Origin of the sequence: Vibrio nigripulchritudo, from assembly GCF_027924785.1 — a bacterium.
GTDB classification, from domain to species: domain Bacteria; phylum Pseudomonadota; class Gammaproteobacteria; order Enterobacterales; family Vibrionaceae; genus Vibrio; species Vibrio nigripulchritudo.
Genome location: NZ_AP027049.1, coordinates 2,837,227 through 2,856,885 on the forward strand (window position 1 = coordinate 2,837,227; position 19,659 = coordinate 2,856,885).

Below are 19,659 nucleotides of genomic sequence, written 5' to 3' on the forward strand. Positions count from 1 at the left end.
TTACCCCTAGAAGCCAAGACTCGACAGCAAGTCATCAACATCGTCTTGTGAAGAGACAGCGTCCTCACGCTCATGAGCGTTGATAATAGGGCCTTCTGCTTCGGCACCTTTCTTCGCTTTGTTCTCTTCCTGCTTGTCTGTTTGTTGCTCAACACCAAAGGCCGTCAAAATCTCGACAAGTCGGTCTTCTACCTCACGGACTAAGGTAATGACACGTCTGATGATTTGACCAGTGAGGTCCTGAAAGTCCTGAGCCATGAGAATTTCCGTTAACTGGCTTCTCAACTCAGAACTGTCCCCTTCAACCTGGGTCATCAGCTCATCGATTCGATGGCAAAGAGATTTAAACTCGTCCAGCTCAATACGACCATTCATTAGACGGTTCCACTGAGGGCGAACCTGCATTAAGTGCTCATGCAAGTTGTCAGCCATTGGAAGAGAACGTTCTACCGCGTCCATGGTTTTGTTTGCGGCGGTTTCCGTTTTTTCTATCACATACTCTAGACGATCCCTCGCGTCGGGGATTTCATCCGTAGCGATTTCATTCATCCGTTGATCGACTTTGAATTGCGTCAAAGAGTCATGCAATTCACGAGTGAGTGTGCCAATTTCATGGATCACTGGGTTGTCGATAGACTTGGAAATGAATTGTACGAGATCATTAGCTTCTTGTTGCTTGTCGTTTTCCAACAAGCTCACCAACTCTTTCGCTTGCTCTAAAGAAATCATTCTACTTTTGCCCTTTCAACGCCTCTGTAAGTATGTTTGTTATAAGCGTAATCGTGGCTTACAAACGCTCGAAGATCTTATCTAGTTTTTCTTTCAGCGTTGCTGCTGTGAAAGGTTTAACAATGTAACCATTCACCCCTGCCTGTGCCGCTTCGATGATTTGCTCACGCTTCGCTTCAGCAGTAATCATCAAAACAGGAAGGTGTTTGAGCTCGTCGTCTGCACGGATATTCTTCAGAAGGTCAATCCCCTGCATACCCGGCATGTTCCAGTCAGTTACAACAAAGTCGAACTCACCTTTTTTCAGCATTGGTAGAGCGGTAAGACCATCATCAGCTTCCTGAGTGTTGTTGAAACCCAAGTCACGAAGTAGGTTTTTAACAATACGGCGCATTGTTGAAAAGTCGTCAACAATGAGGATCTTCATGTTTTTATTCAAAATTGCCTCCACTGAGGTCGAAGTCAGTGTTATTACTCGTTAAGTGTCCACGCGCTAAGTTTAGCTCGTAAACGTTGCATAGATTGGCTATGTATTTGGCTAACGCGAGATTCGCTGACATCCAATACTTCCCCAATTTCTTTTAAATTTAGCTCTTCATCGTAATAAAGCGAGAGAACTAAGGCTTCCCGTTCAGGAAGCGTTTTAATAGCTTCAACAAGGGCATGGCGAAAAGATTCGTCTGCTACCCCTTTGAATGGTAGGTTATCTTCGGACACTTCGTGAGGAGAAATTGCATCTTCCGACACTCCCAGGTCTTCAATACCCACCAGCCGAGAACAGTTTATATCAGTTAGCGCATTATGGTACTGTTCTAACGACATATTTAAGTGTTTGGCTACTTCTGCATCAGTTGGATCACGGTTCAATTGTGATTCTAGCTCATTTATCGCCTGACTGATGGTTCGATTATTCTTATGTACCGATCTGGGTACCCAATCTCCGCGTCGCATTTCATCCAACATGGCTCCGCGAATCCGAATACCAGCGTACGTTTCAAAGCTTGCGCCCTTACTGCCATCGTAGTTTTGCTGAGCTTCAATTAGCCCTATCATTCCGGCTTGAATCAGGTCGTCCACCAAGACACTTGGAGGCAACCGACCGATTAAATGATGGGCAATTCGCTTTACAAGATCGGAATAGCGCTCCAGAAAAGCGGATTGATTTCCTGGATTGCCAAATTGATCGTATGTCAGCGGCTTAGTCACCAAAAGGCTCTCCTGCTACTTCTCTGTTATTAAGTAAGCGTTCAACAAAAAACTCTAAATGTCCACTCGGAGTTTTAGGAATTGGCCAGGTTAATGCTTTGTTTGCTAACGAACTGATGGCCAGAGCGGCTGGAGATCGCGGAAAAGCGTCTACAACAATTTTCTGCTTCTTCACCGATTGACGTACTTTATCATCAAGCGGGATACATGCGACGAGCTCTAGACTAACATTCAGAAATCTCTCTGTGACCAAGGTCAACTTTGCAAACAATTCTCGCCCTTCACGGTAACTTCTTACCATATTGGCAACAATTTTAAAGCGCTGCACCTGATGTTCGCGACTTAATAATTTAATTAAAGCATATGCATCCGTGATTGACGTAGGTTCATCACACACAACAACTAAAACATCTTGAGCTGCTCGTGAAAAACTTACGACCATATCCGAAATACCCGCAGCGGTATCTATCAGAAGTACGTCTATATCTTCTTCAAGAGACCCGAAAGCACGAATTAAACCAGCATGTTGGGCTGGTGACAACTCTGTCATGCTCTGAGTACCAGAAGTTGCTGGAATAATTTTAACGCCATGTGGTCCTTCGACCATAGCGTCTTTTAGCTCACATTCACCAGCTAACACATGTCCGAGGTTTCTTTTTGGTCTAATACCCAGCATTACGTCAACGTTAGCCAAGCCGAGATCGGCGTCTAACACTACAACTTTTTTGCCTTGACGTGCCATGGAAAGCGCTAAACCAAGTGTGACATTTGTTTTACCAACGCCGCCTTTACCGCCAGTAACAGAAATTACTTTAGTAAGAGTTGGTTGCGTTAAGCGACGGAGGCCGCTTGCTTGATCTTGTATCATATCTTTATTCATAATATTCCGCCGCCTAAAGTCCTTCCGATTCACTATTCCAATAGTGAGGTTCATCTTCCGCTGACTTCTCTAGCAACTCGTTTGCTTTTGCAAGCATGTACTTAGGTTGGGCTATCACAATATCCTCTGGCACCCTTTGTCCGTTGGCGATATAAGCCACAGGGATGGCATTTTGAATAACCACGCTGATAACCTCTCCTAAGCTCAGAGACTCATCTAGCTTGGTTAAAATGCAACCAGATAGAGGAATCCGTTTAAAATGATCGATCGTTTCCTGAAGCACTTGTCGCTGTGCCGTAGTCGGCAGGACAAGGTAGCTGTTGATGACTTCACCGCTTTCTTGCATGAGCGTGTCTAACTGCTCGGAAAGCCGGACATCACGCTGCCCCATTCCTGCTGTATCAATTAAGATAAGTCTTCGATTTCTAAGCTGATATATGACTTCGGCAAGTTGCTCAGAATCTTTAGCAACTCTTACCGGACAGCCCATAATTCGACCATAAATCGATAATTGTTCGTGGGCACCGATACGATATGTATCGGTGGTGACGAGTGCGACGTTGTCGGCGCCGTACTCCATTGCAGCGCGCGCTGCCAGTTTTGCGACTGTGGTCGTTTTACCCACCCCGGTTGGTCCAAGTAGAGCAACGACACCGCCACGCTTAAGAATGTCTTCTCTTGGAATGGTGATTTGGTCGGAAATAAGCCCAAGCAGTGCTTTCCACGCATGAACAGGAGGCGTGTCTTCTGGGATGTAGCAAGCCATCTGATCAGCCAGCTCCTGAGAAACCCCCATTCTTTCAAGACGTTTGATGAGCATTGCACGAAGTGGTTCTCTTCTTTCCACTTCCTGCCACATCAAGCCGGATACTTGGTGCTCCAGTAGACGACGGATTGACGTCATCTCTTCGCGCATACTTTCCAATTCTTCAGTATTGGCTTTATCTCGGTTATCGCGCTCGCCCTTATCGTATCGGGTTGGGTCAAGCTTAGGAGCTCGGCGGTCCTGTGACTGATCGTCTTTCAGAAGACGAGAAAGACCGGATTCTTCAGCCAGAGAACGACCGCTTCCTGATGCTGGGCGTCGACGATCGTATGGGTCTTGATCGTTTCCGGCAGACTGACGCTTTAGAAGTGCCTCAAGGGAATCGGCTTCAGTATTCTTTTCTGGTTCCGCTTCCTGACTGTACTGCTTGAGCATATTGGCAAAACGGCGTGTCATCGACCCGCTTGCGCCTGTACCGTTCCCGCCAAGACTAACTCGATCTTCTTTCAGTTCACGCTTAGGCGACATTTGTGAGTATTCATCGGTTTGGCGAGCTAGGCCTGAATCTCTCGATCCATTTTTTGCCGCGCCGTCACCATCGACAGCCGCCACAATCTCGACACCGCCTGTGACTCGCTTGTTAGACATGATGACCGCATCGGAACCAAGCTCTTCTTTCACTTGTAACAATGCGCCACGCATATCTTTGGCAAAAAATCGTTTAATTTTCAAAATCGCTTTCCAAGTCTAACTTTGGTTGATTCCCGTCAGCGGTTAATTACCGACAGCCTGAACAATTCGGATTTGCTTTTCATCAGGTATTTCCTGATAAGAGAGCACTCTTAAATTCGGGATAGTGTTCTTAACGAATTTCGCTAGTGTGGTTCTTAATACACCCGAAGTCAGCAGTACAGCAGGCTCACCCTTGAGTTCTTGGTCATGTGTGGCCTGGCTGAGTGAGGATTGCAATCTTTCTGCTAACCCTGGCTCAATTCCAGCAGACTCTCCACCTGACGCCTGCATAGTCTGATGCAATATTTGTTCCAGTTCAGGAATCAAAGTAATGACAGGTAACTCAGGCTCTATACCATTGATTTCCTGTACAATTAAGCGTTTCAGTGAAATGCGAACTGCCGCTGTAAGGATGTCGGGTTCTTGACTCTTTGATGAATACTCGGACAAAGTCTGAACAATTGTTCGAATATCTCTGATTGGAATGGCTTCGTTTAGTAGGTTTTGCAGCACTTTTACAACAACACCAAGCTGAAGCTGATCCGGCACAAAATTCTCGACCAGTTTCGGTGCATTTCGTCCAAGCATTTCCAGCAGGTTCTGGACTTCTTCATGACCAATCAACTGAGACGCGTTATTCGTCAGCAACTGACTTAGATGAGTAGCCAGAACGGTGGAAGAATCCACTACGGTATAACCCAGCGCTTGGGCCGTTTCTTTCTGATCGTCTTTCACCCATACCGCTTCCAGACCAAAGGCGGGGTCTATCGTGGCTTCCCCTTCTACCACACCATAGACCTGACCAGGGTTAATGGCCAGTTCCTGATCTGCGCGAATCTCAGCTTCACCGACCGCAACCCCCATCAGAGTGATTCGGTAGCTGTTAGGTGGCAGTTCCAGATTATCTCGTATGTGCACCGCAGGAATCAGGAAGCCGAAATCTTGGGAAAGCTTCTTACGCACACCTTTCACGCGTTCTAATAACTCCCCACCTTGGTCTCTGTCCACCAGTGGAATGAGTCGATAGCCAACTTCCAGACCAATCACATCAACAGGCTGTACGTCATCCCACGAAAGTTCTTTCTGAGAAACGGGCTCAGATTCTGTTTTAGCCGGTGTTTTCGGTTTCTCGGCTTCTTCTTTCTGCTTCTTACGGATGTAGTAAGCTCCACCACCCGCGATAGCTGCCAGCAGCAGAAATGCGAAATGAGGCATTCCCGGCACTATACCCATAACCCCAAGAATACCCGCGGTAATCATCAGAGCTTTGGGATTGTCGAACATCTGGAACACCATCTGCTGTCCCATGTCTTCGTCGGTATTTTGGCGAGTTACCATGATGGCAGCGCCGATGGAAAGCAAAAGTGACGGGATTTGAGCAACCAGACCATCACCAATGGTCAGCAGTGTGTAGATTTGAACCGCATCGCCAAATGCCACGTCGTATTGGATCATACCAATCGACAGACCACCCACGATGTTGATGAAGAGGATCAAAATACCTGCGATGGCATCCCCTTTTACAAATTTAGAAGCACCGTCCATTGAACCGTAGAAATCCGCTTCTTTGGTCACCTCGGAGCGCCTTGTCCGTGCCTGTTCCTGATCGATAAGCCCTGCGTTCAAGTCGGCATCAATCGCCATTTGCTTACCGGGTAAGGCATCCAGGGTAAAACGTGCGCTTACTTCTGATATCCGACCAGCACCTTTGGTGACAACCATAAAGTTAATGATCATCAAGATGAGGAAGACAACCAAACCCACGGCGTAGTTGCCCCCGATAACCACGTTACCAAACGCTTCGATAACGTTACCAGCCGCACCCGAACCTTCATGACCGTAGAGAAGAACCACACGCGTGGACGCTACATTCAATGCAAGCCTCATCAAAGTTGCGATTAACAGCACAGTTGGAAAAGCCGCGAAATCCAGTGGGCGACGTGTGTAAACGGTAACCAGAAGCACAACCATAGCCAACGCGATGTTAAAGGTGAACATCAAGTCGAGCAGGAATGGAGGCATGGGTAACACGACCATTGCAAGGGTAGCAAGGACGAGTACCGGTGCCCCAATCGCTGGCATGGCGCGATTTGGCAGTTTAGGCAGCTTCTCTGCAAACGGCAGGTTCAATTTCATAGAAGTTAAGTAGAAGATTTAAATACAAAAACGCAAAGTGAAGGCTATTATGCAAATTCCAGTCCATCTGAATAGTCAAAAATTTGTCTACAGAAAATCAATATCTTAGGTCAGGAGGAATGGGCATATTCTTCTCTTGAAGTGTGGGGCGCTCTCCCCCTCGCTTACGGTACTGTTTAAGCTGGAAAACATACGCCAGAACCTGTGCGACTGCCGTAAACAGACCGTCAGGAATTTGTTGCTCCAGCTCAGTAGAATGATACAAAGCTCGGGCAAGAGGCGGAGCGGGTACGACATAGATGTCGTGTTCACGTGCGATTTCACGAATCTTAAGCGCGATATGATCGGTACCTTTGGCAACCACCACCGGTGCCTTGTCGGTCTTCTGGTTATAACGCAGCGCGACAGAGAAATGCTCTGGGTTGGTAATAATAACATCCGCCTGTGGAACGTCTGCCATCATGCGACGCTGGGCCATTTCTCTTTGAAGCATCCGGATGCGACCTTTTACTTCTGGCTTACCTTCGGTTTCTTTGAATTCGTCTTTCACTTCTTGTTTGGTCATTTTCAGCTGATTGGCGTGCTGCCAGATCTGAAAAGGGATATCGATAGCAACAACAACCAGCAGTGAGCAACTGATCAGCAAAATAAAGTTAAGAAGAATGTCGAGTGCGTGAAAGATATTGGCTGGGTACAAATCTAAGCTGAGCTGGAACAGGTCGGTACGAGATGCCTGAATTAAGTAAAACGCAACTCCCGCAACCAGTATCACTTTGAGTATCGACTTAATCAGCTCGACCCAGCTCTGCATGCCTACCATACGCTTCAGGCCGCTGAGCGGGTTCATCTTTGACGCTTTAGGCATAGCTGCTTCAACAGAAAAGCTGATTCCTCCGACACCAGCAGCTCCAGCGAGTGCTGCGACAAACAAAGTAATCAGAATCAGAAGAAGTGGAAGCAGCAGATACACGAAAGCGCCGGAAATGATTTCCAGCAGTTTTCCGAAGTCGTAAATTTCCTCGCGGCTTAAGGTAAACAGACGCGACATAATCGTAAATAACCCTCTTGCAAGGGATTCACCAAACCACATTAACGCCACTGACCCTACAACTAAAACAGACACGGAAGCGAGTTCCTTTGAGCGGGCGACCTGTCCCTTCTCTCTTGCCTGTTTTAGCCGCCTGGGCGTGGCGTCTTCTGTCCGTTCCTGGCCGTCTGATTCTGCCAAATCAGCCTCCTAACAATTGATTCGAACAAGGCGACATATCTGGTCTCTGCCTTCAATCCAGTAAAGGTCATAGTGGGTATAAATGCCAGCGATGATGTACCAGCAAATCAGCAGCCCCACCAACAAAGCAAAGGCAAAACCCAAGGAGAAAATATTCAGCTGAGGTGCCGCTCTGGTCATGACACCAAACGACAAGTTAATCGTTAACAAAGCAATAATGCCCGACAGCGACATGCTCAATGCCATCTTAAACATGGCACCAAACCACAAGGCTAACTCACGGTAATCCACCGTGTTGAGCGCTCCTTCACCAATCGGTAATGTCGTAAAGCTCATCACTACCAATTGGATCATTTGTAAGTGCCCGTCTGTCGACAAGAAAAACATGGTCGCCAGAAACATGAATAGCTGACCCAGCAAGGGAGTATTCTGACCATTGGCTGGGTCAACCATGGATGCAAAACCCAAACTGGCCTGCATACCCAAAATCTGACCCAGAACGACGAAGGTCTGAAGCATAAACTGGGTAACCATACCCATGGCTACCCCAATCACCAGTTGCTCAAAAGTAGTCAGGAAACCTTCAAAGGACATGAGCTCCAGCTCTTCTGGCACGGCAGGAATAGCTGGCATAACCGCAAACGTGATAGCTAGCCCAAGGTACAATCGAATTCGGGTAGAAACAAACCGAGCGCCCGTCACCGTCATAACCATCAGCATGGCTGAAATTCGGCTATAGGGCCAGAAGTAGTTTCCCATCCAGTCGAGAATGATGTCGGCGGAAAATTCCATAACGACCTCAGTGCAGGATCATCGGCATACGCTCAATCAGATCGAAGAAGAACTCCATCAACATGCGCGTCATCCAATGACCAAACAACATCAGCGCCAGCAATGTCACGACCAGTCTTGGCAGGAAACTTAGGGTTTGTTCGTTGATCGATGTCGCTGCCTGGAAAATCGCTACAATCAGACCAACTATCAGGCTGGGGATAATCGCGGCGCACACCATGACCAAGACAATCCAAAGTGATTCTCTGAACAGGTCAACGAACATTTCAGGAGTCATGGTTCTTCTCCCCTATATCGCAAAGCTGCCCGCGAGCGTGGACAATATCAGGTTCCAGCCGTCCACCAGCACGAATAACATCAGTTTAAATGGAAGTGAAACAATCATAGGTGACAGCATCATCATACCCATTGCCATTAGAACCGATGCCACAACTAGGTCAATGACCAAAAACGGCAAAAAGAGCATGAAACCAATCTGGAAAGCGGTTTTCAGCTCTGAGGTAATGAATGCTGGAATCAGGATACTCATCGGAACATCTTCCGGTCTGTCTACCTGCGCACCTGCGATATTCACAAACGTTTCCAGATCATTCACCCGAGTTTGCTGCAACATGAAGTCTTTCATTGGAGCCTGTGCAAGCGTAAAGGCATCACGCGCCGTCACTTGCTCATTAATGTATGGCTGAATGGCTTCTTGATTCACTCTATCGATAACAGGCGACATGATGAAAAAGGTCAGGAAAATGGCGATACCAATAATGACCTGATTCGATGGAGTTTGCTGAAGACCTAACGCCTGACGCAATATCGACATAACCACGACAATTCGCGTAAAAGACGTCATCAAAATAACCATCGCGGGCAAAAAGCCCAGCAAGGTCATTAACGCCAGAATCTGCAGGTTGATGGAATAGTCTTCCGACCCGTCAGGATTAGTCGTGACAGTGATGGCAGGAATACCACTTCCCGGAGCGCCGCCAGCAATGAAAGCGCTGGATGACGACGTGCCACTTTGACTTTCGGACACCGCGATACTTTCAGCCCCTACTGAATTTGCAGGGATGGTCGTCGCAAGTTCTTCCTGCGCCCAAAGACTGCTTGATTGACATAAAAACAGAAACGCTGCCAATAGGGCAGCGACAAAATTATTTCTTTTCATCTTTTTTCAATAACTGACTCAGTTGCTGGGCGAATTGCGCAGGTACTGGCTCGGCATCCTCAATCGGTTTTTCGAGCTTGGAAACCAGATTAATCGAATGCTGAGTGATTCCAACAAGGAACTGCTCTTCTCCTGCCTGAACAATCACAAGACGCTCTTTGGTGCCAACAGGTAACTGACGAACCACCTTAAGCCCGTCCTGCCCCATCATACTGGGTAAACGCATTCGTTTGAGTGCCCAGGCTAAGATAAAGATGATGGCTATAACAAACAGCAGAGAACCGAATGTGGCCGCCATATCCAGCTGACTGGCACTGGAAGCAAACGCTGGGAAAGGCATAACTAGCCAGCCAACAGACTTTTTCATGGTTACCTTAGTTTCTTAATTCGTTCTGTCTGGCTGATTACGTCGGTCAGTCGAATACCGAACTTGTCGTTCACCACGACCACTTCACCGTGTGCGATCAAAGTACCATTTACCAGTACATCTAACGATTCACCAGCAACCCGATCCAGTTCCACAACTGAACCCTGGTTGAGTTGCAACAAGTTACGAATGCTGATTTGGGAACGCCCGACCTCCATTGAAATGGTAACGGGGATGTCCATGATGGTGTCGAGTTTACGACGCTCATCTTCGGAAATAGGTGATGGTTCATCAGACAGTTCTTCAAGAGGAGCCGCCTCAATATCGTCACCACCGCCAGCGGCTAACGGGTCTTCACCTAACGCGGCTGCCCATTCGTCTGCCAGTTTCTGGTCTTCATTTGGATCCATACTCAATCACCTATTCATTTGTTTCTTGCGACAGCAATTCAATTTCGTCATCGCTATCAAGTTCAGATTCCATGTCGTTACCAAGGAATACCAAATCGGATTTAACCACATCAGGTCGTTTGATTTTTTCAGAGACCTGCACCGCCAGTTTATCGCCAGAGCGTCCCATTTTAACTCGGTAGGTTGGCAGTTCTTCAACGAACATGGTGGCATTTTCTGGCATTTCGATAGGTATGACGTCACCGGGTCTCAGTTCCATCAGATCTCGTAGCGAAATGTCTTTCTCTAGTAAATTCACCCGGAAGTTGACTGGCACATCCATGATCTCTTCTTTCAGCGCCGAACTCCAACGAACGTCGGTTTCCATCTTGTCGGACTGAACACCGGCATCGAGAAGCTCACGAATGGGTTCGACCATGGAGTAAGGCATTACCACGTGGAAGTCACCGCCGCCGCCATCAACTTCAATATGGAAGCTGCTCACCACGATCACTTCCGTCGGGCTTACGATGTTTGCCATGCTTGGGTTTACTTCAGAATCCAGATACTCGAATTCCACACCCATCACAGGCGACCACGCTTCCTGATAGTCAGCGAACACGATTTTAAGCAACAACTGGATAATTCGGCGTTCGGTTGGGGTAAATTCACGACCCTCAATTCGGGCGTGGAATCGACCGTCTCCCCCGAAAAAGTTTTCCACCAAGATGAAAACCAGCCGAGCTTCCATGGTAATCAGCGCCGTACCTTTTAAGGGTCTGAAGCGCACCATGTTTAAACTGGTTGGTACGTACAGGGTGTTTTGGTATTCGCCAAATTTCACCATCTGTACGCCGTTGATAGACACCTCTGCGGTTTTTCGCAGCATATTGAACAGACTTATTCGCAAATGCCGGGCAAAGCGCTCGTTAATAAGCTCCAGGGTCGGCATTCGACCACGAACAATCCTGTCCTGAGATGAGAAGTCATAGTCACTGGTATTTTCGGCTCCCGCCCCACCAGCGTCTAAATCATCATCATCCCCGTCATCTACATCGTCTACACCATGCAGTAACGCATCTATCTCATCTTGGCTTAATAAGTCTGTCACAAGGTACCTATTGCATTACGAAGTCGGTAAACAGCACTTTTTCAATCACTGGCTGACCTACCAACTGAGTTAAAGCCGCTTTGATGTCATCGGTGGCCTGTTCACGTAACTGGACTCGTCCAGTTGGCGTACGCAACTGCTCAGACGTGGCAACACCAAACGTGGCCAGCAAGGTGCTTTCAATCAGAGGAGTATGGTGCTTCGCCATTCCCTCATTGTCACCACCGCGAACCATGATTTGAACTTTTATCTGAACCAGCCTGTCCCTTTTGTCTCCCGCTACGTTGAAAACAAAGGGTTGAGGGATGTTAACGTATGAAGCAGGCTCATTGGTGATAACCGCCTCTTCTTCAACAACCGCTGATTCCTCTTCTGGAGAAGAACCCATCAGGAAGAACGCTGCACCACCACCGCCGGCTAATAACACCACAACCGCGATGATAATGATCAGGAGTTTACTTTTACCTTTGGGTGCTTCTGCTTCTTGATTTTCTTCAGCCATAAACGTCTCAGTTTAATTAAGTGGTTAAGTTATAATGTTAAGCGTAAAAACTGATTCCATCACGGTTTGGTTTCACATCAACGTTAACTTCGAGCGATTCGTCACCCTCTGAGCCCGATTCGCCACTTAAGCTGCCGTCGCCATTCCCCTTACCGGAACCTTGTCCCGCAACATACTGACTTTGTTGCTGTTGTCCTGCATTTTGCTGCTGAACGGACGTATCTGCAAGCTGTAAACCTTGTTGAGACAACATTTCTCTCAATCTGGGCATTGCTTGTTCAACAATATCTCGGGTTTGTTGGTTAGCGACGGTAAATTGCACAGAAGCAATGTCGTTGTTCATGGTCATGCGAATTTGCATTCGACCTAATTCAGGCGGATCTAATCGAATGTCCACGTTTTTCAGGTTTTTGGACATCATCATCTGCACACGCTCTGCCAGTTGATCACCGGCAGCACTGCCATCACGCGATAACTGAAGTGGTGATTGCTGCACGGATGCTGCAGCCTGAGCATCTGCCTTAGCCTGGGCTCCGGTTAGACCTTGTGTTGCAGCGACACCAGCCAGCTGCTGGGAAAAGTCTGATTTCTCACCACCCGGTTGCTCATTCCCTTTTGCCAGTTTTGTCGCTCCGAATATCGCTGCACTGCTGGCAGCAGACGCAGCGGCAGCGTTACTTGCCTGTGTTGCCGCTCCGGCAGTCATGGTTTGGGCAGCAACCTGCTGGTTCATTGCGGCGGCTGTTAATTCCTGAGGCATTACCTGAGTTGCGGCGGCAGCCGCCATTTTATCGGCAGGTAGTGGAGCGGTTGTAGGGTTTGTCAGGTGTGCAGTTAGAGCCGCACTGGACGCCATTTTAGCGCTAGTCGCCGCTTCAGACGTTCCTTTCACTGCCTGAAGCTCTGCTTTACCCATTTCGGAGGATGAGGTAGCCCACATAGGCTCAGCGAACTGCACATCTGCCTGTTCTGCTGCTGTCAGCGGCTGACCTTCAAATCCTGTCCCATTAACGGCTTGCGTTGCGGACACACCCGCTCCCACTGCGGCAGCTTCCGTGCCTTTCAAAGGCATTGCCTGACCATCTTTAAACGTTGTGGCTAACTGAGTTTCTTGATCAACCGTTGTGTTCTGTAAATTTCGCTGAGACCAGTCAATTTGAGCGTCTTTGGGTGCATGAGTCGCATGTTTGATGTCAGAGCTGCCGTCTTGAGCAGCCATCATCGCAGCGCCCGCCCCTACGACACCTGCCGATGCCAAGGCAGCTTCAACTTCCGCCAATTCTTGAGCATTCATCTTACTGGTATCAATCTCTGAAGGTACTGGGGTTTGGCTTGCATTAACCGATTGAGAAGCTGCGATTGCACCTCCGGCAAGTAATGCTGCCTGATTACCGGAATCATTGGATGCAATGGTTTCTCCATCGCCAGGAACATTGGATTCTGTAATCAGAGCCGAAGTCACCCCAGCGGATACCCCCTGAGCTGGTGTGATTTCATTGGTAGACGACTGTAAATACTTAGCTTTGGCTTCAGAAATAGCCTGCTCACTGACCTCGCCTTCCGATAATTGGCTCGCAACGACAGCGCCTGCTGCAGCCTGTGGCAATGGATTGCCTTCGTTATCTAGTGATGGACCTTGATTTGGTTTAACCTCAGCGGATTTTGTCTGGAGTGTTTTATTGGCTTCATCCAGTCTTCCAAGCAGTTGATTTCCCTCTGTCATTGCCTGGTCAACGTTCTGTTTCTTCGCGTTTTTTGTGCCTGTGCTTTCGCTTACAGCCTCTTCCTCAGCCGACAGCAGTTGGTCAACAGATTCTTCTCCTTCTGTTGCTCCTGCCTTTCCAGCGACAACTTTTGCCGTGTCGCCTGCTTCAGCCTCAGCTTCGCCTTCACCTTTTACACTGGCTGATTTACTGCCTTCTTCAACCTCTTCCGCCGTTGCTTTTTTAACGCTCTCGGTTGATTCCGATTCAGACGAAAACACAGACTTTAGCGCACTCAGAAAACCACCTGATTCACTTTCTTCTTTGGAATCAGCAGATTGAGTAGATTTTCCGAATAAGAAGGACTTGCTTCCTGATTCGTTCACTGACAGAGGATTTTGGCTCATAAACACACTCTCAAAGCATTGATCACACCCTTGTGACCAATCGCATAACGATTAACAGACGACTTCACGCGATTCAATTCAGTCTCTATATTTCAGAAAGTTTGCAAGAAGTGAGCCAATTTGAATATATATCGGACTAAAACGAACGTTTGTTACGAGCGAACTGCAAAGTAGAAAATTCATCCATTTGTCTTTGCTCGATTTTTTCTTGCTGGATACGTTTGTCGTTGGCTTTTTTCTCAATCATCCATTCATAAGAACGGCGATTCTTGCGCTGATCCAGCCAATGCTCTTCGCAATTGGTTACTTGAGTAACAAAGTGCTCTTCTGCGGCTTTTTGTTTCGCTAAGGTTTCATCTAGCTGAGTTAAAAAGCGGTTAAGGTGACCATATTGGCTAGCCGTCAGCCCACCTTTTCCTCTCTCAACTAACTGATTGCAGTAGTCCAGACGGTACTTTTCAATCTGTTCTACCTGCTTGTAATAGTCATCGAGCTCCGCACGCGCTTTGTTCAGAGCCAGCACTGCCTGTGACTCTTTTTCTTTCGCTTGTTCGAGCAAAAATTCCAGCGCGTTTTCCACCTAAATTCCTCTGACTATGACGGTTGCAATATGTTACGCAGCATGTTCACACACATATCGTATGGTACTGCTTCACCCATACCTTGCTGGGAATATTCATCCAGTTTAGGTTTGAGTGTAAATGCGGTATCGATTGCCGGGTCGGTTCCTGGTTTATAAGCCCCGATGGACACCAAATCCTGATTCTTACGGCACACAGACAGCACCTGGCGAACGGCTTTTGCCATCATCATATGTTCATCAGTAGTGATTTGAGGCATGACACGACTGACCGATTTTTCCACATCTATTGCGGGATAATGACCTGCGTCCGCAAGCTCACGGGAAAGTACGATGTGACCATCCAAAATGGCTCGCGAAGCATCTGCGATCGGGTCTTGAAGATCGTCCCCTTCGGTCAAAACTGTAAAGAATGCAGTAATCGAACCCTGATTTTCATCGCCGTTACCTGCACGTTCAACCAACGCTGGCAGCTTGGCAAATACCGAAGGCGGGTAACCTTTGGTTGCCGGCGGCTCACCGACCGATAATGCAATTTCACGCTGTGCCTGAGCAAAGCGCGTCAACGAATCCATCAGAAGGAGTACATCCAGCCCTTGATCGCGGAAATATTCTGCGATGGTCAATGCGGTCTGGCAGCCTTTTAAACGCATCAAAGGGGAAGAGTCCGCAGGTGCGGCGACCACTACCGAACGTTGCCGACCTTCTTTACCCAATATCTCTTCAATGAATTCTTTAACTTCTCGTCCACGCTCACCGATAAGTCCAACCACGACAACCTGCGCCGTAGTTCCTCGAGTCATCATGCCTAGAGTGACCGATTTACCTACACCTGAACCTGCAAATAGCCCGATACGCTGACCTTTACCTACCGTTAGCAGTCCATTTACTGCCTTTAAACCTACATCCAAAGGTTCTGAAATTGGTTTTCTCGCTAACGGGTTAATCGGCTGACCAGTAAATGACGCTTTCTTTTCTGTGTAGATGTCGCCAAGCCCATCGAGCGGATTACCAACACCATCTATCACTCGACCAAGCAGTTCCATACCGACCGGAAGACCGCTGTCACTGGTGATTGGTGTTACTTTTGCTCCCGGCAGTACACCAGTAATCTGCTCACTGGGCATAAGATAAAGATTGTCGCCAGAAAACCCGACCACTTCGGCTTCCATTTCACCACTAAGTGTTTCGACTTTACAGAGGCTACCTATTGGCGCTTTACATCCTGTCGCTTCAAGCGTTAAACCAACTACTCTCACCAACTTGCCAGAGGCAATGGCTTTGGTTGTCAGCCCCTGAATTTTGTAGTTGGAAAGCCTTTCTTCAAGCGCCAACATCAGAGTTGCTCCTGATGACGATTGACGCCACAAAATGACTGGATAACAGAACGAATTCGCTCTTCCATTTTGAAGCTTACGCTGGATTCACCCGCTTCGATATGAACATCGCCCCGGTTAAGAGACGGCTCACTAGAAAGTGTCCAGCTACGATTCTGAAGTTCCTCTTCACCGTATGACGCCTGCACAATGGTTAAGTCTTCAGGATTCAGTTTAATGGTAATGGCGTGACCTGCGATCGGCAGAGCTTCAACGCTCTGACGCACGGTATCCAAAATCACCTGCGGGTTAGTCTGCACTTCAACGTGAACGACCTCTTTCACCATAGTGAGAACCATGTCCACCAGCTGTTTTTCTACCTGAGCGTTCATCAGTTCCAGTGGCTGGGCGAATTGACTGGCAAGTGTCATAAAGTGGTTCACTTGCTCTTGAATATAGGATTGACCGGCTTCAACACCTTCCTGCTTACCCTGTTCCGTCCCTTCCTGGTGACCAGCAGTAAACCCTTCTTCTTTTCCTTTTTCGAACCCTTCTTGATAGCCAGCTTCTTGCCCTTGGGCTAAACCTTCCTGATAGGCGGATTGTTTGATTGCTTCGATCTGTTCTTCGGTCAGCTCAACGGGTTCTTCGGCTTCTGGAGTTTCGAAGTTAGGCATCCAGGACGGGTCATAATTCAGCGCCGTTTCTTTAGCATTGGCGGCGGCATCCCCGGTGTAGTCCGGCAGCCCCCAGGTTTCAGCATCCTGGATCATGTCATCTTCTTCGGGTCTTAAAAATCCGCGTTTACGTTCTAATGACATCACACTACCTATTTGAAATGATCAAGCAGCGCTCACTTTAGGAGCGCCTGAGGTTATAGGAATTCGTCTGCGCCACCACCCAACATGATCTCGCCGTTGTCGGCAAGTCGGCGGGCAATCGCCAGAATTTCTTTCTGAGCGGCTTCCACATCGGAAACTTTGACTGGAGCCATGGCTTCCATATCGTCGCGCATCATCTCTGCGGCACGTTTCGACATGTTCTTGAATACTTTCTCGCGCAAACCATCGTCGGCACCTTTTAGTGCACGTTGAAGCACGTCTTGAGGAATATCGCGCAGCAATTTCTGGATACCAGAGTCGTCCACTTCCATCAGGTTTTCGAACACGAACATCAGATCCTGAATCTGAGTTGCCATGTCTTCATCCTGCTCACGGATTTGATCCATCAGGATACCTTCCATGCTGTTATCCATGAAGTTCATGATTTCAGCGGCAGCCTTAGTACCACCAATCTTCGCAGCTTGGGCACCAGCCTGACCTGCGAACTGTTTCTCCATGATTTCGTTCAACTCTGCCAATGCAGATGGCTGAACTTCCTCAAGGTTGGCAATACGCATCACCAAATCCAATCGGTCACGCTCAGCAAACTGAGTCAGAATTTCAGCCGACTGATCGGCTTCTAAGTAAGACAATACAATGGTTTGAATCTGCGGGTGCTCGTTGATGATGATGCTCGCAACCTGACGAGGATCCATCCATTTCAGCGAATCCAGACCTTTCGAACCGGTACCAAGTAGAATCTGATCCACAAGGTTGTTGGCTTTGTCTTCACCCAGAGCGGCTACAAGGGCATTACGCATAAAGTCTTCGCTGCCCATACCAATGTTGGTGTATTTCTGAATGTCTTCGAGAAATGCTCTGTGAACAACACTGACTTTGTCTGAGTTCAGATCTGCCGCTCGCGCCATTGCACTACCAACACGCTGTACCTGCTTAGGTTCTAGATGTCGGATAATGCCAGCAGCATCAGATTCACTTAAGCTCAGTAGCAATATTGCTGCTCTTTCCTCACCGGGAATCGAGCCAATGTCGATCTCTGAACCTTTCTCGCCACCGTCTTCTGTTGTTGCAACGTCGTTAGCCATCTGCCACCCAATTCTTCACTACTTGTGCTGCCAGTTCTGGTTCGTTTGCTACCAGTGCACGCACCGCTTTTAACACATCTTCGTCTTTATGCAGGTTAGGTAAATCAATACCAGAGCCGAACTCAAACGAGTCGCCTGCATCGATGTCGCTACCAATCAAACTGGTATCGCCATCCGCCGATAGTGGAAGTCCATCGGCACCAAATTCTGAATCCTCGTCTTCTTCCGAATGAGGGTTGATAAGTTTCTTCATCGCCGGACGAACCAGAATCAGGATGATTGCGATGATAACCAGAGCACTTGCCAGCCAGCGAATCCAGTCGTTGAAGTTCGGGTGCTCCCAGATTGGTACATCCAACGCCACTTCGGCTTCAGGCTCTGCAAATTTAACACTGAGTACGTTCAGCAGGTCGCCACGCACTTCATTGAAGCCTACCGCACCCACCAAAACACTTCTGATGGCATCAATTTCTGCCTGAGCAAGAGGTTGATAGGTCACATCACCTGTTTCAGCGTTAACAATAGGCTTATGGCGAATGGCAACGGAAACAGTCTGACGATTAATCACACCAGTCTGACGACGTTCATGGCTAATGGTAGTATCCAGCTCAAAGTTACGTGTCGCTTCTTTGTGTACTGAGCCTTGTCCCATCAGGGAACCATCTTTCATCTGCTTCACATCTTGTGGAATAGACGCATCGGCAGGAGGCTGGTTAGAAAGCGCACCCGGTACACCTGCGACCACATTACCGTTGTTGTAGTCTTCTAGCGTGTATTCACTTCGGGTAGCTGGAGTATTCGGGTCAAAGCGTTTACGAGTCTGCTCAACCGCACTGAAATCCAGTTCAATGTCTACCTGAGAGGTGTAATTGCCGATACCTAAAATCGGGATAAGAACTGAGTCAATTTTTTCACGCAGCGCTTGTTCCTGTTTTCTCTCTAACTCATGTTCTTTACGACGCGCTGTCGCCATAGGGTCTTGTGAGCCAGAGCTGAGTAATCTCCCGTGCTGATCGGTAACGGTTACACGGGTAGGTTTCATGCCAGGTACCGCGCTTGATACCATGTCGACAATCGAATCGACTTCTTCTTGTTTGAGCGAGTTGCCTGTTGCCAGTGTCAAAAATACGGTGGCAGAAGCTTCCTGATTATGGCGAACAAACACGCTTTGTTTTGGTAGTGCCAACAATACCTGAGCTTTACGCACCTGACGCATTTGCTCAATGGCTTTGCCTAGCTGCCTTTCCCGGCTTAATTTCAGGCGCTCCTGCTCCAGACGCTGAGAAACGCCGAAGCCCATGTCCTGAAGAAGAATGTCGTCACCTGCTGGATCGGGTTGATTCAGTCCAGCGCGGGTCATATTCAGTTTGATGTTGCTGTATTCACTGACAGGCACACGAATGGTGTTGCCATCAAGCTTATAGTCAATTTTCTGTTGATCGAGATAATCAAGAACTGGAATCAGCTCTTCGGTTTCATAAGAACCTAGTGGGCGAAGCTCCGGCTCTCGTACCCAAAAGAACACCATTACAATCAATGCTACACATATCGAAATCGCGACAACCAAAACCACCTGACGCAACAGGTCAAGATCACCCATTGACATATCGAACTTCGAGGAGCTTTGCTCATCTAAGTCTAGGTTTTGACTCTCGTTATCCAGGTCACTTCCTACGGCAACTGCGCCACCATCGGATACTGCGAGATCTGTCGATTTATCTTCAGCCAC

General features: G+C 48.0%; 20 protein-coding genes. All 20 read right to left on the reverse strand.

What is annotated here, in order from left to right:
- Nucleotides 1–6: 6 nt before the first annotated feature.
- The 20 genes from QMG91_RS12985 to fliF all read right to left on the reverse strand — a co-directional run bounded on the left by QMG91_RS12985 (nt 7) and on the right by fliF (nt 19,659).
- Entirely contained in the window at nt 7–729 is a 723-nt protein-coding gene (locus QMG91_RS12985) for a protein phosphatase CheZ (RefSeq protein ID WP_004407889.1), read from the reverse strand.
- Between the two features lie 58 nt (nt 730–787).
- The gene (gene cheY, locus QMG91_RS12990; RefSeq protein ID WP_000697871.1) at nt 788–1,156 is read right to left on the reverse strand and encodes a chemotaxis response regulator CheY; all 369 of its coding nucleotides are present in this window, start codon (nt 1,154–1,156) and stop codon (nt 788–790) included.
- Nucleotides 1,157–1,200: 44 nt separating this feature from the next.
- Complete coding sequence (locus QMG91_RS12995) at nt 1,201–1,935, reverse strand: RNA polymerase sigma factor FliA (RefSeq protein WP_004407885.1); 735 nt, start codon at nt 1,933–1,935, stop codon at nt 1,201–1,203.
- On the reverse strand, nt 1,928–2,815 hold the full coding sequence (locus tag QMG91_RS13000; RefSeq protein ID WP_004407871.1) for a MinD/ParA family protein: 888 nt from the start codon (nt 2,813–2,815) through the stop codon (nt 1,928–1,930). The genes QMG91_RS12995 and QMG91_RS13000 overlap by 8 nt, the downstream gene beginning before the upstream one ends.
- A 13-nt stretch (nt 2,816–2,828) precedes the next feature.
- Nucleotides 2,829–4,313 carry a flagellar biosynthesis protein FlhF gene (gene flhF, locus QMG91_RS13005; RefSeq protein ID WP_022589716.1) on the reverse strand — a complete coding sequence of 495 codons (1,485 nt, stop codon included), beginning with the start codon at nt 4,311–4,313 and terminating at the stop codon, nt 2,829–2,831.
- 42 nt (nt 4,314–4,355) lie between these two features.
- Nucleotides 4,356–6,449: a flagellar biosynthesis protein FlhA gene (gene flhA / locus QMG91_RS13010; protein WP_004407869.1), complete on the reverse strand. Its 2,094-nt coding sequence runs from the start codon at nt 6,447–6,449 to the stop codon at nt 4,356–4,358.
- A gap of 97 nt (nt 6,450–6,546) precedes the next feature.
- Complete coding sequence (flhB, locus tag QMG91_RS13015; RefSeq protein ID WP_022549976.1) at nt 6,547–7,677, reverse strand: flagellar biosynthesis protein FlhB; 1,131 nt, start codon at nt 7,675–7,677, stop codon at nt 6,547–6,549.
- A gap of 9 nt (nt 7,678–7,686) precedes the next feature.
- Nucleotides 7,687–8,469, reverse strand: a complete 783-nt coding sequence (fliR, locus tag QMG91_RS13020; RefSeq protein WP_022603599.1) for a flagellar biosynthetic protein FliR — start codon at nt 8,467–8,469, stop codon at nt 7,687–7,689.
- Nucleotides 8,470–8,476: 7 nt separating this feature from the next.
- A complete protein-coding gene (fliQ, locus tag QMG91_RS13025) occupies nt 8,477–8,746 on the reverse strand; it encodes a flagellar biosynthesis protein FliQ (RefSeq protein WP_004407866.1) in 270 nt (89 codons plus the stop codon).
- 12 nt (nt 8,747–8,758) lie between these two features.
- Nucleotides 8,759–9,628 (reverse strand): flagellar type III secretion system pore protein FliP, encoded by an 870-nt coding sequence (gene fliP / locus QMG91_RS13030; RefSeq protein ID WP_281826955.1) that lies wholly within the window; start codon nt 9,626–9,628, stop codon nt 8,759–8,761.
- On the reverse strand, nt 9,615–9,995 hold the full coding sequence (gene fliO, locus QMG91_RS13035) for a flagellar biosynthetic protein FliO (RefSeq protein ID WP_004407864.1): 381 nt from the start codon (nt 9,993–9,995) through the stop codon (nt 9,615–9,617). Before fliO ends, fliP begins: the two co-directional genes overlap by 14 nt.
- A 2-nt stretch (nt 9,996–9,997) precedes the next feature.
- A complete protein-coding gene (gene fliN, locus QMG91_RS13040; RefSeq protein WP_004407862.1) occupies nt 9,998–10,405 on the reverse strand; it encodes a flagellar motor switch protein FliN in 408 nt (135 codons plus the stop codon).
- A 10-nt stretch (nt 10,406–10,415) separates the two neighbouring features.
- Nucleotides 10,416–11,495, reverse strand: a complete 1,080-nt coding sequence (gene fliM / locus QMG91_RS13045) for a flagellar motor switch protein FliM (RefSeq protein ID WP_004407860.1) — start codon at nt 11,493–11,495, stop codon at nt 10,416–10,418.
- Between the two features lie 7 nt (nt 11,496–11,502).
- Nucleotides 11,503–11,997 carry a flagellar basal body-associated protein FliL gene (fliL, locus tag QMG91_RS13050; RefSeq protein WP_004407858.1) on the reverse strand — a complete coding sequence of 165 codons (495 nt, stop codon included), beginning with the start codon at nt 11,995–11,997 and terminating at the stop codon, nt 11,503–11,505.
- A gap of 37 nt (nt 11,998–12,034) precedes the next feature.
- A complete protein-coding gene (locus QMG91_RS13055; RefSeq protein ID WP_281826958.1) occupies nt 12,035–14,107 on the reverse strand; it encodes a flagellar hook-length control protein FliK in 2,073 nt (690 codons plus the stop codon).
- Between the two features lie 136 nt (nt 14,108–14,243).
- Nucleotides 14,244–14,687, reverse strand: coding sequence for a flagellar export protein FliJ (fliJ, locus tag QMG91_RS13060; protein ID WP_281826960.1), 444 nt, complete (start codon nt 14,685–14,687; stop codon nt 14,244–14,246).
- A 14-nt stretch (nt 14,688–14,701) separates the two neighbouring features.
- Nucleotides 14,702–16,024 (reverse strand): flagellar protein export ATPase FliI, encoded by a 1,323-nt coding sequence (gene fliI, locus QMG91_RS13065; protein WP_004407850.1) that lies wholly within the window; start codon nt 16,022–16,024, stop codon nt 14,702–14,704.
- Entirely contained in the window at nt 16,024–16,824 is an 801-nt protein-coding gene (gene fliH, locus QMG91_RS13070) for a flagellar assembly protein FliH (protein ID WP_022589710.1), read from the reverse strand. Before fliH ends, fliI begins: the two co-directional genes overlap by 1 nt.
- Before the next feature lie 53 nt (nt 16,825–16,877).
- Entirely contained in the window at nt 16,878–17,930 is a 1,053-nt protein-coding gene (fliG, locus tag QMG91_RS13075; RefSeq protein WP_004407847.1) for a flagellar motor switch protein FliG, read from the reverse strand.
- Nucleotides 17,923–19,659 carry a flagellar basal-body MS-ring/collar protein FliF gene (fliF, locus tag QMG91_RS13080; protein WP_004407845.1) on the reverse strand — a complete coding sequence of 579 codons (1,737 nt, stop codon included), beginning with the start codon at nt 19,657–19,659 and terminating at the stop codon, nt 17,923–17,925. Before fliF ends, fliG begins: the two co-directional genes overlap by 8 nt.

Bases quoted from the DNA above. Each gene is read 5' to 3' on its own strand.
- QMG91_RS12985 (WP_004407889.1), bottom strand. From the start codon at position 729: ATGATTTCTTTAGAGCAAGCGAAAGAGTTGGTGAGCTTGTTGGAAAAC.
- cheY (WP_000697871.1), bottom strand. From the start codon at position 1,156: ATGAAGATCCTCATTGTTGACGACTTTTCAACAATGCGCCGTATTGTT.
- QMG91_RS13000 (WP_004407871.1), bottom strand. From the start codon at position 2,815: ATGAATAAAGATATGATACAAGATCAAGCAAGCGGCCTCCGTCGCTTA.
- flhA (WP_004407869.1), bottom strand. From the start codon at position 6,449: ATGAAATTGAACCTGCCGTTTGCAGAGAAGCTGCCTAAACTGCCAAAT.
- fliR (WP_022603599.1), bottom strand. From the start codon at position 8,469: ATGGAATTTTCCGCCGACATCATTCTCGACTGGATGGGAAACTACTTC.
- fliQ (WP_004407866.1), bottom strand. From the start codon at position 8,746: ATGACTCCTGAAATGTTCGTTGACCTGTTCAGAGAATCACTTTGGATT.
- fliP (WP_281826955.1), bottom strand. From the start codon at position 9,628: ATGAAAAGAAATAATTTTGTCGCTGCCCTATTGGCAGCGTTTCTGTTT.
- fliO (WP_004407864.1), bottom strand. From the start codon at position 9,995: ATGAAAAAGTCTGTTGGCTGGCTAGTTATGCCTTTCCCAGCGTTTGCT.
- fliN (WP_004407862.1), bottom strand. From the start codon at position 10,405: ATGGATCCAAATGAAGACCAGAAACTGGCAGACGAATGGGCAGCCGCG.
- fliL (WP_004407858.1), bottom strand. From the start codon at position 11,997: ATGGCTGAAGAAAATCAAGAAGCAGAAGCACCCAAAGGTAAAAGTAAA.
- QMG91_RS13055 (WP_281826958.1), bottom strand. From the start codon at position 14,107: ATGAGCCAAAATCCTCTGTCAGTGAACGAATCAGGAAGCAAGTCCTTC.
- fliI (WP_004407850.1), bottom strand. From the start codon at position 16,024: ATGTTGGCGCTTGAAGAAAGGCTTTCCAACTACAAAATTCAGGGGCTG.
- fliH (WP_022589710.1), bottom strand. From the start codon at position 16,824: ATGTCATTAGAACGTAAACGCGGATTTTTAAGACCCGAAGAAGATGAC.
- fliG (WP_004407847.1), bottom strand. From the start codon at position 17,930: ATGGCTAACGACGTTGCAACAACAGAAGACGGTGGCGAGAAAGGTTCA.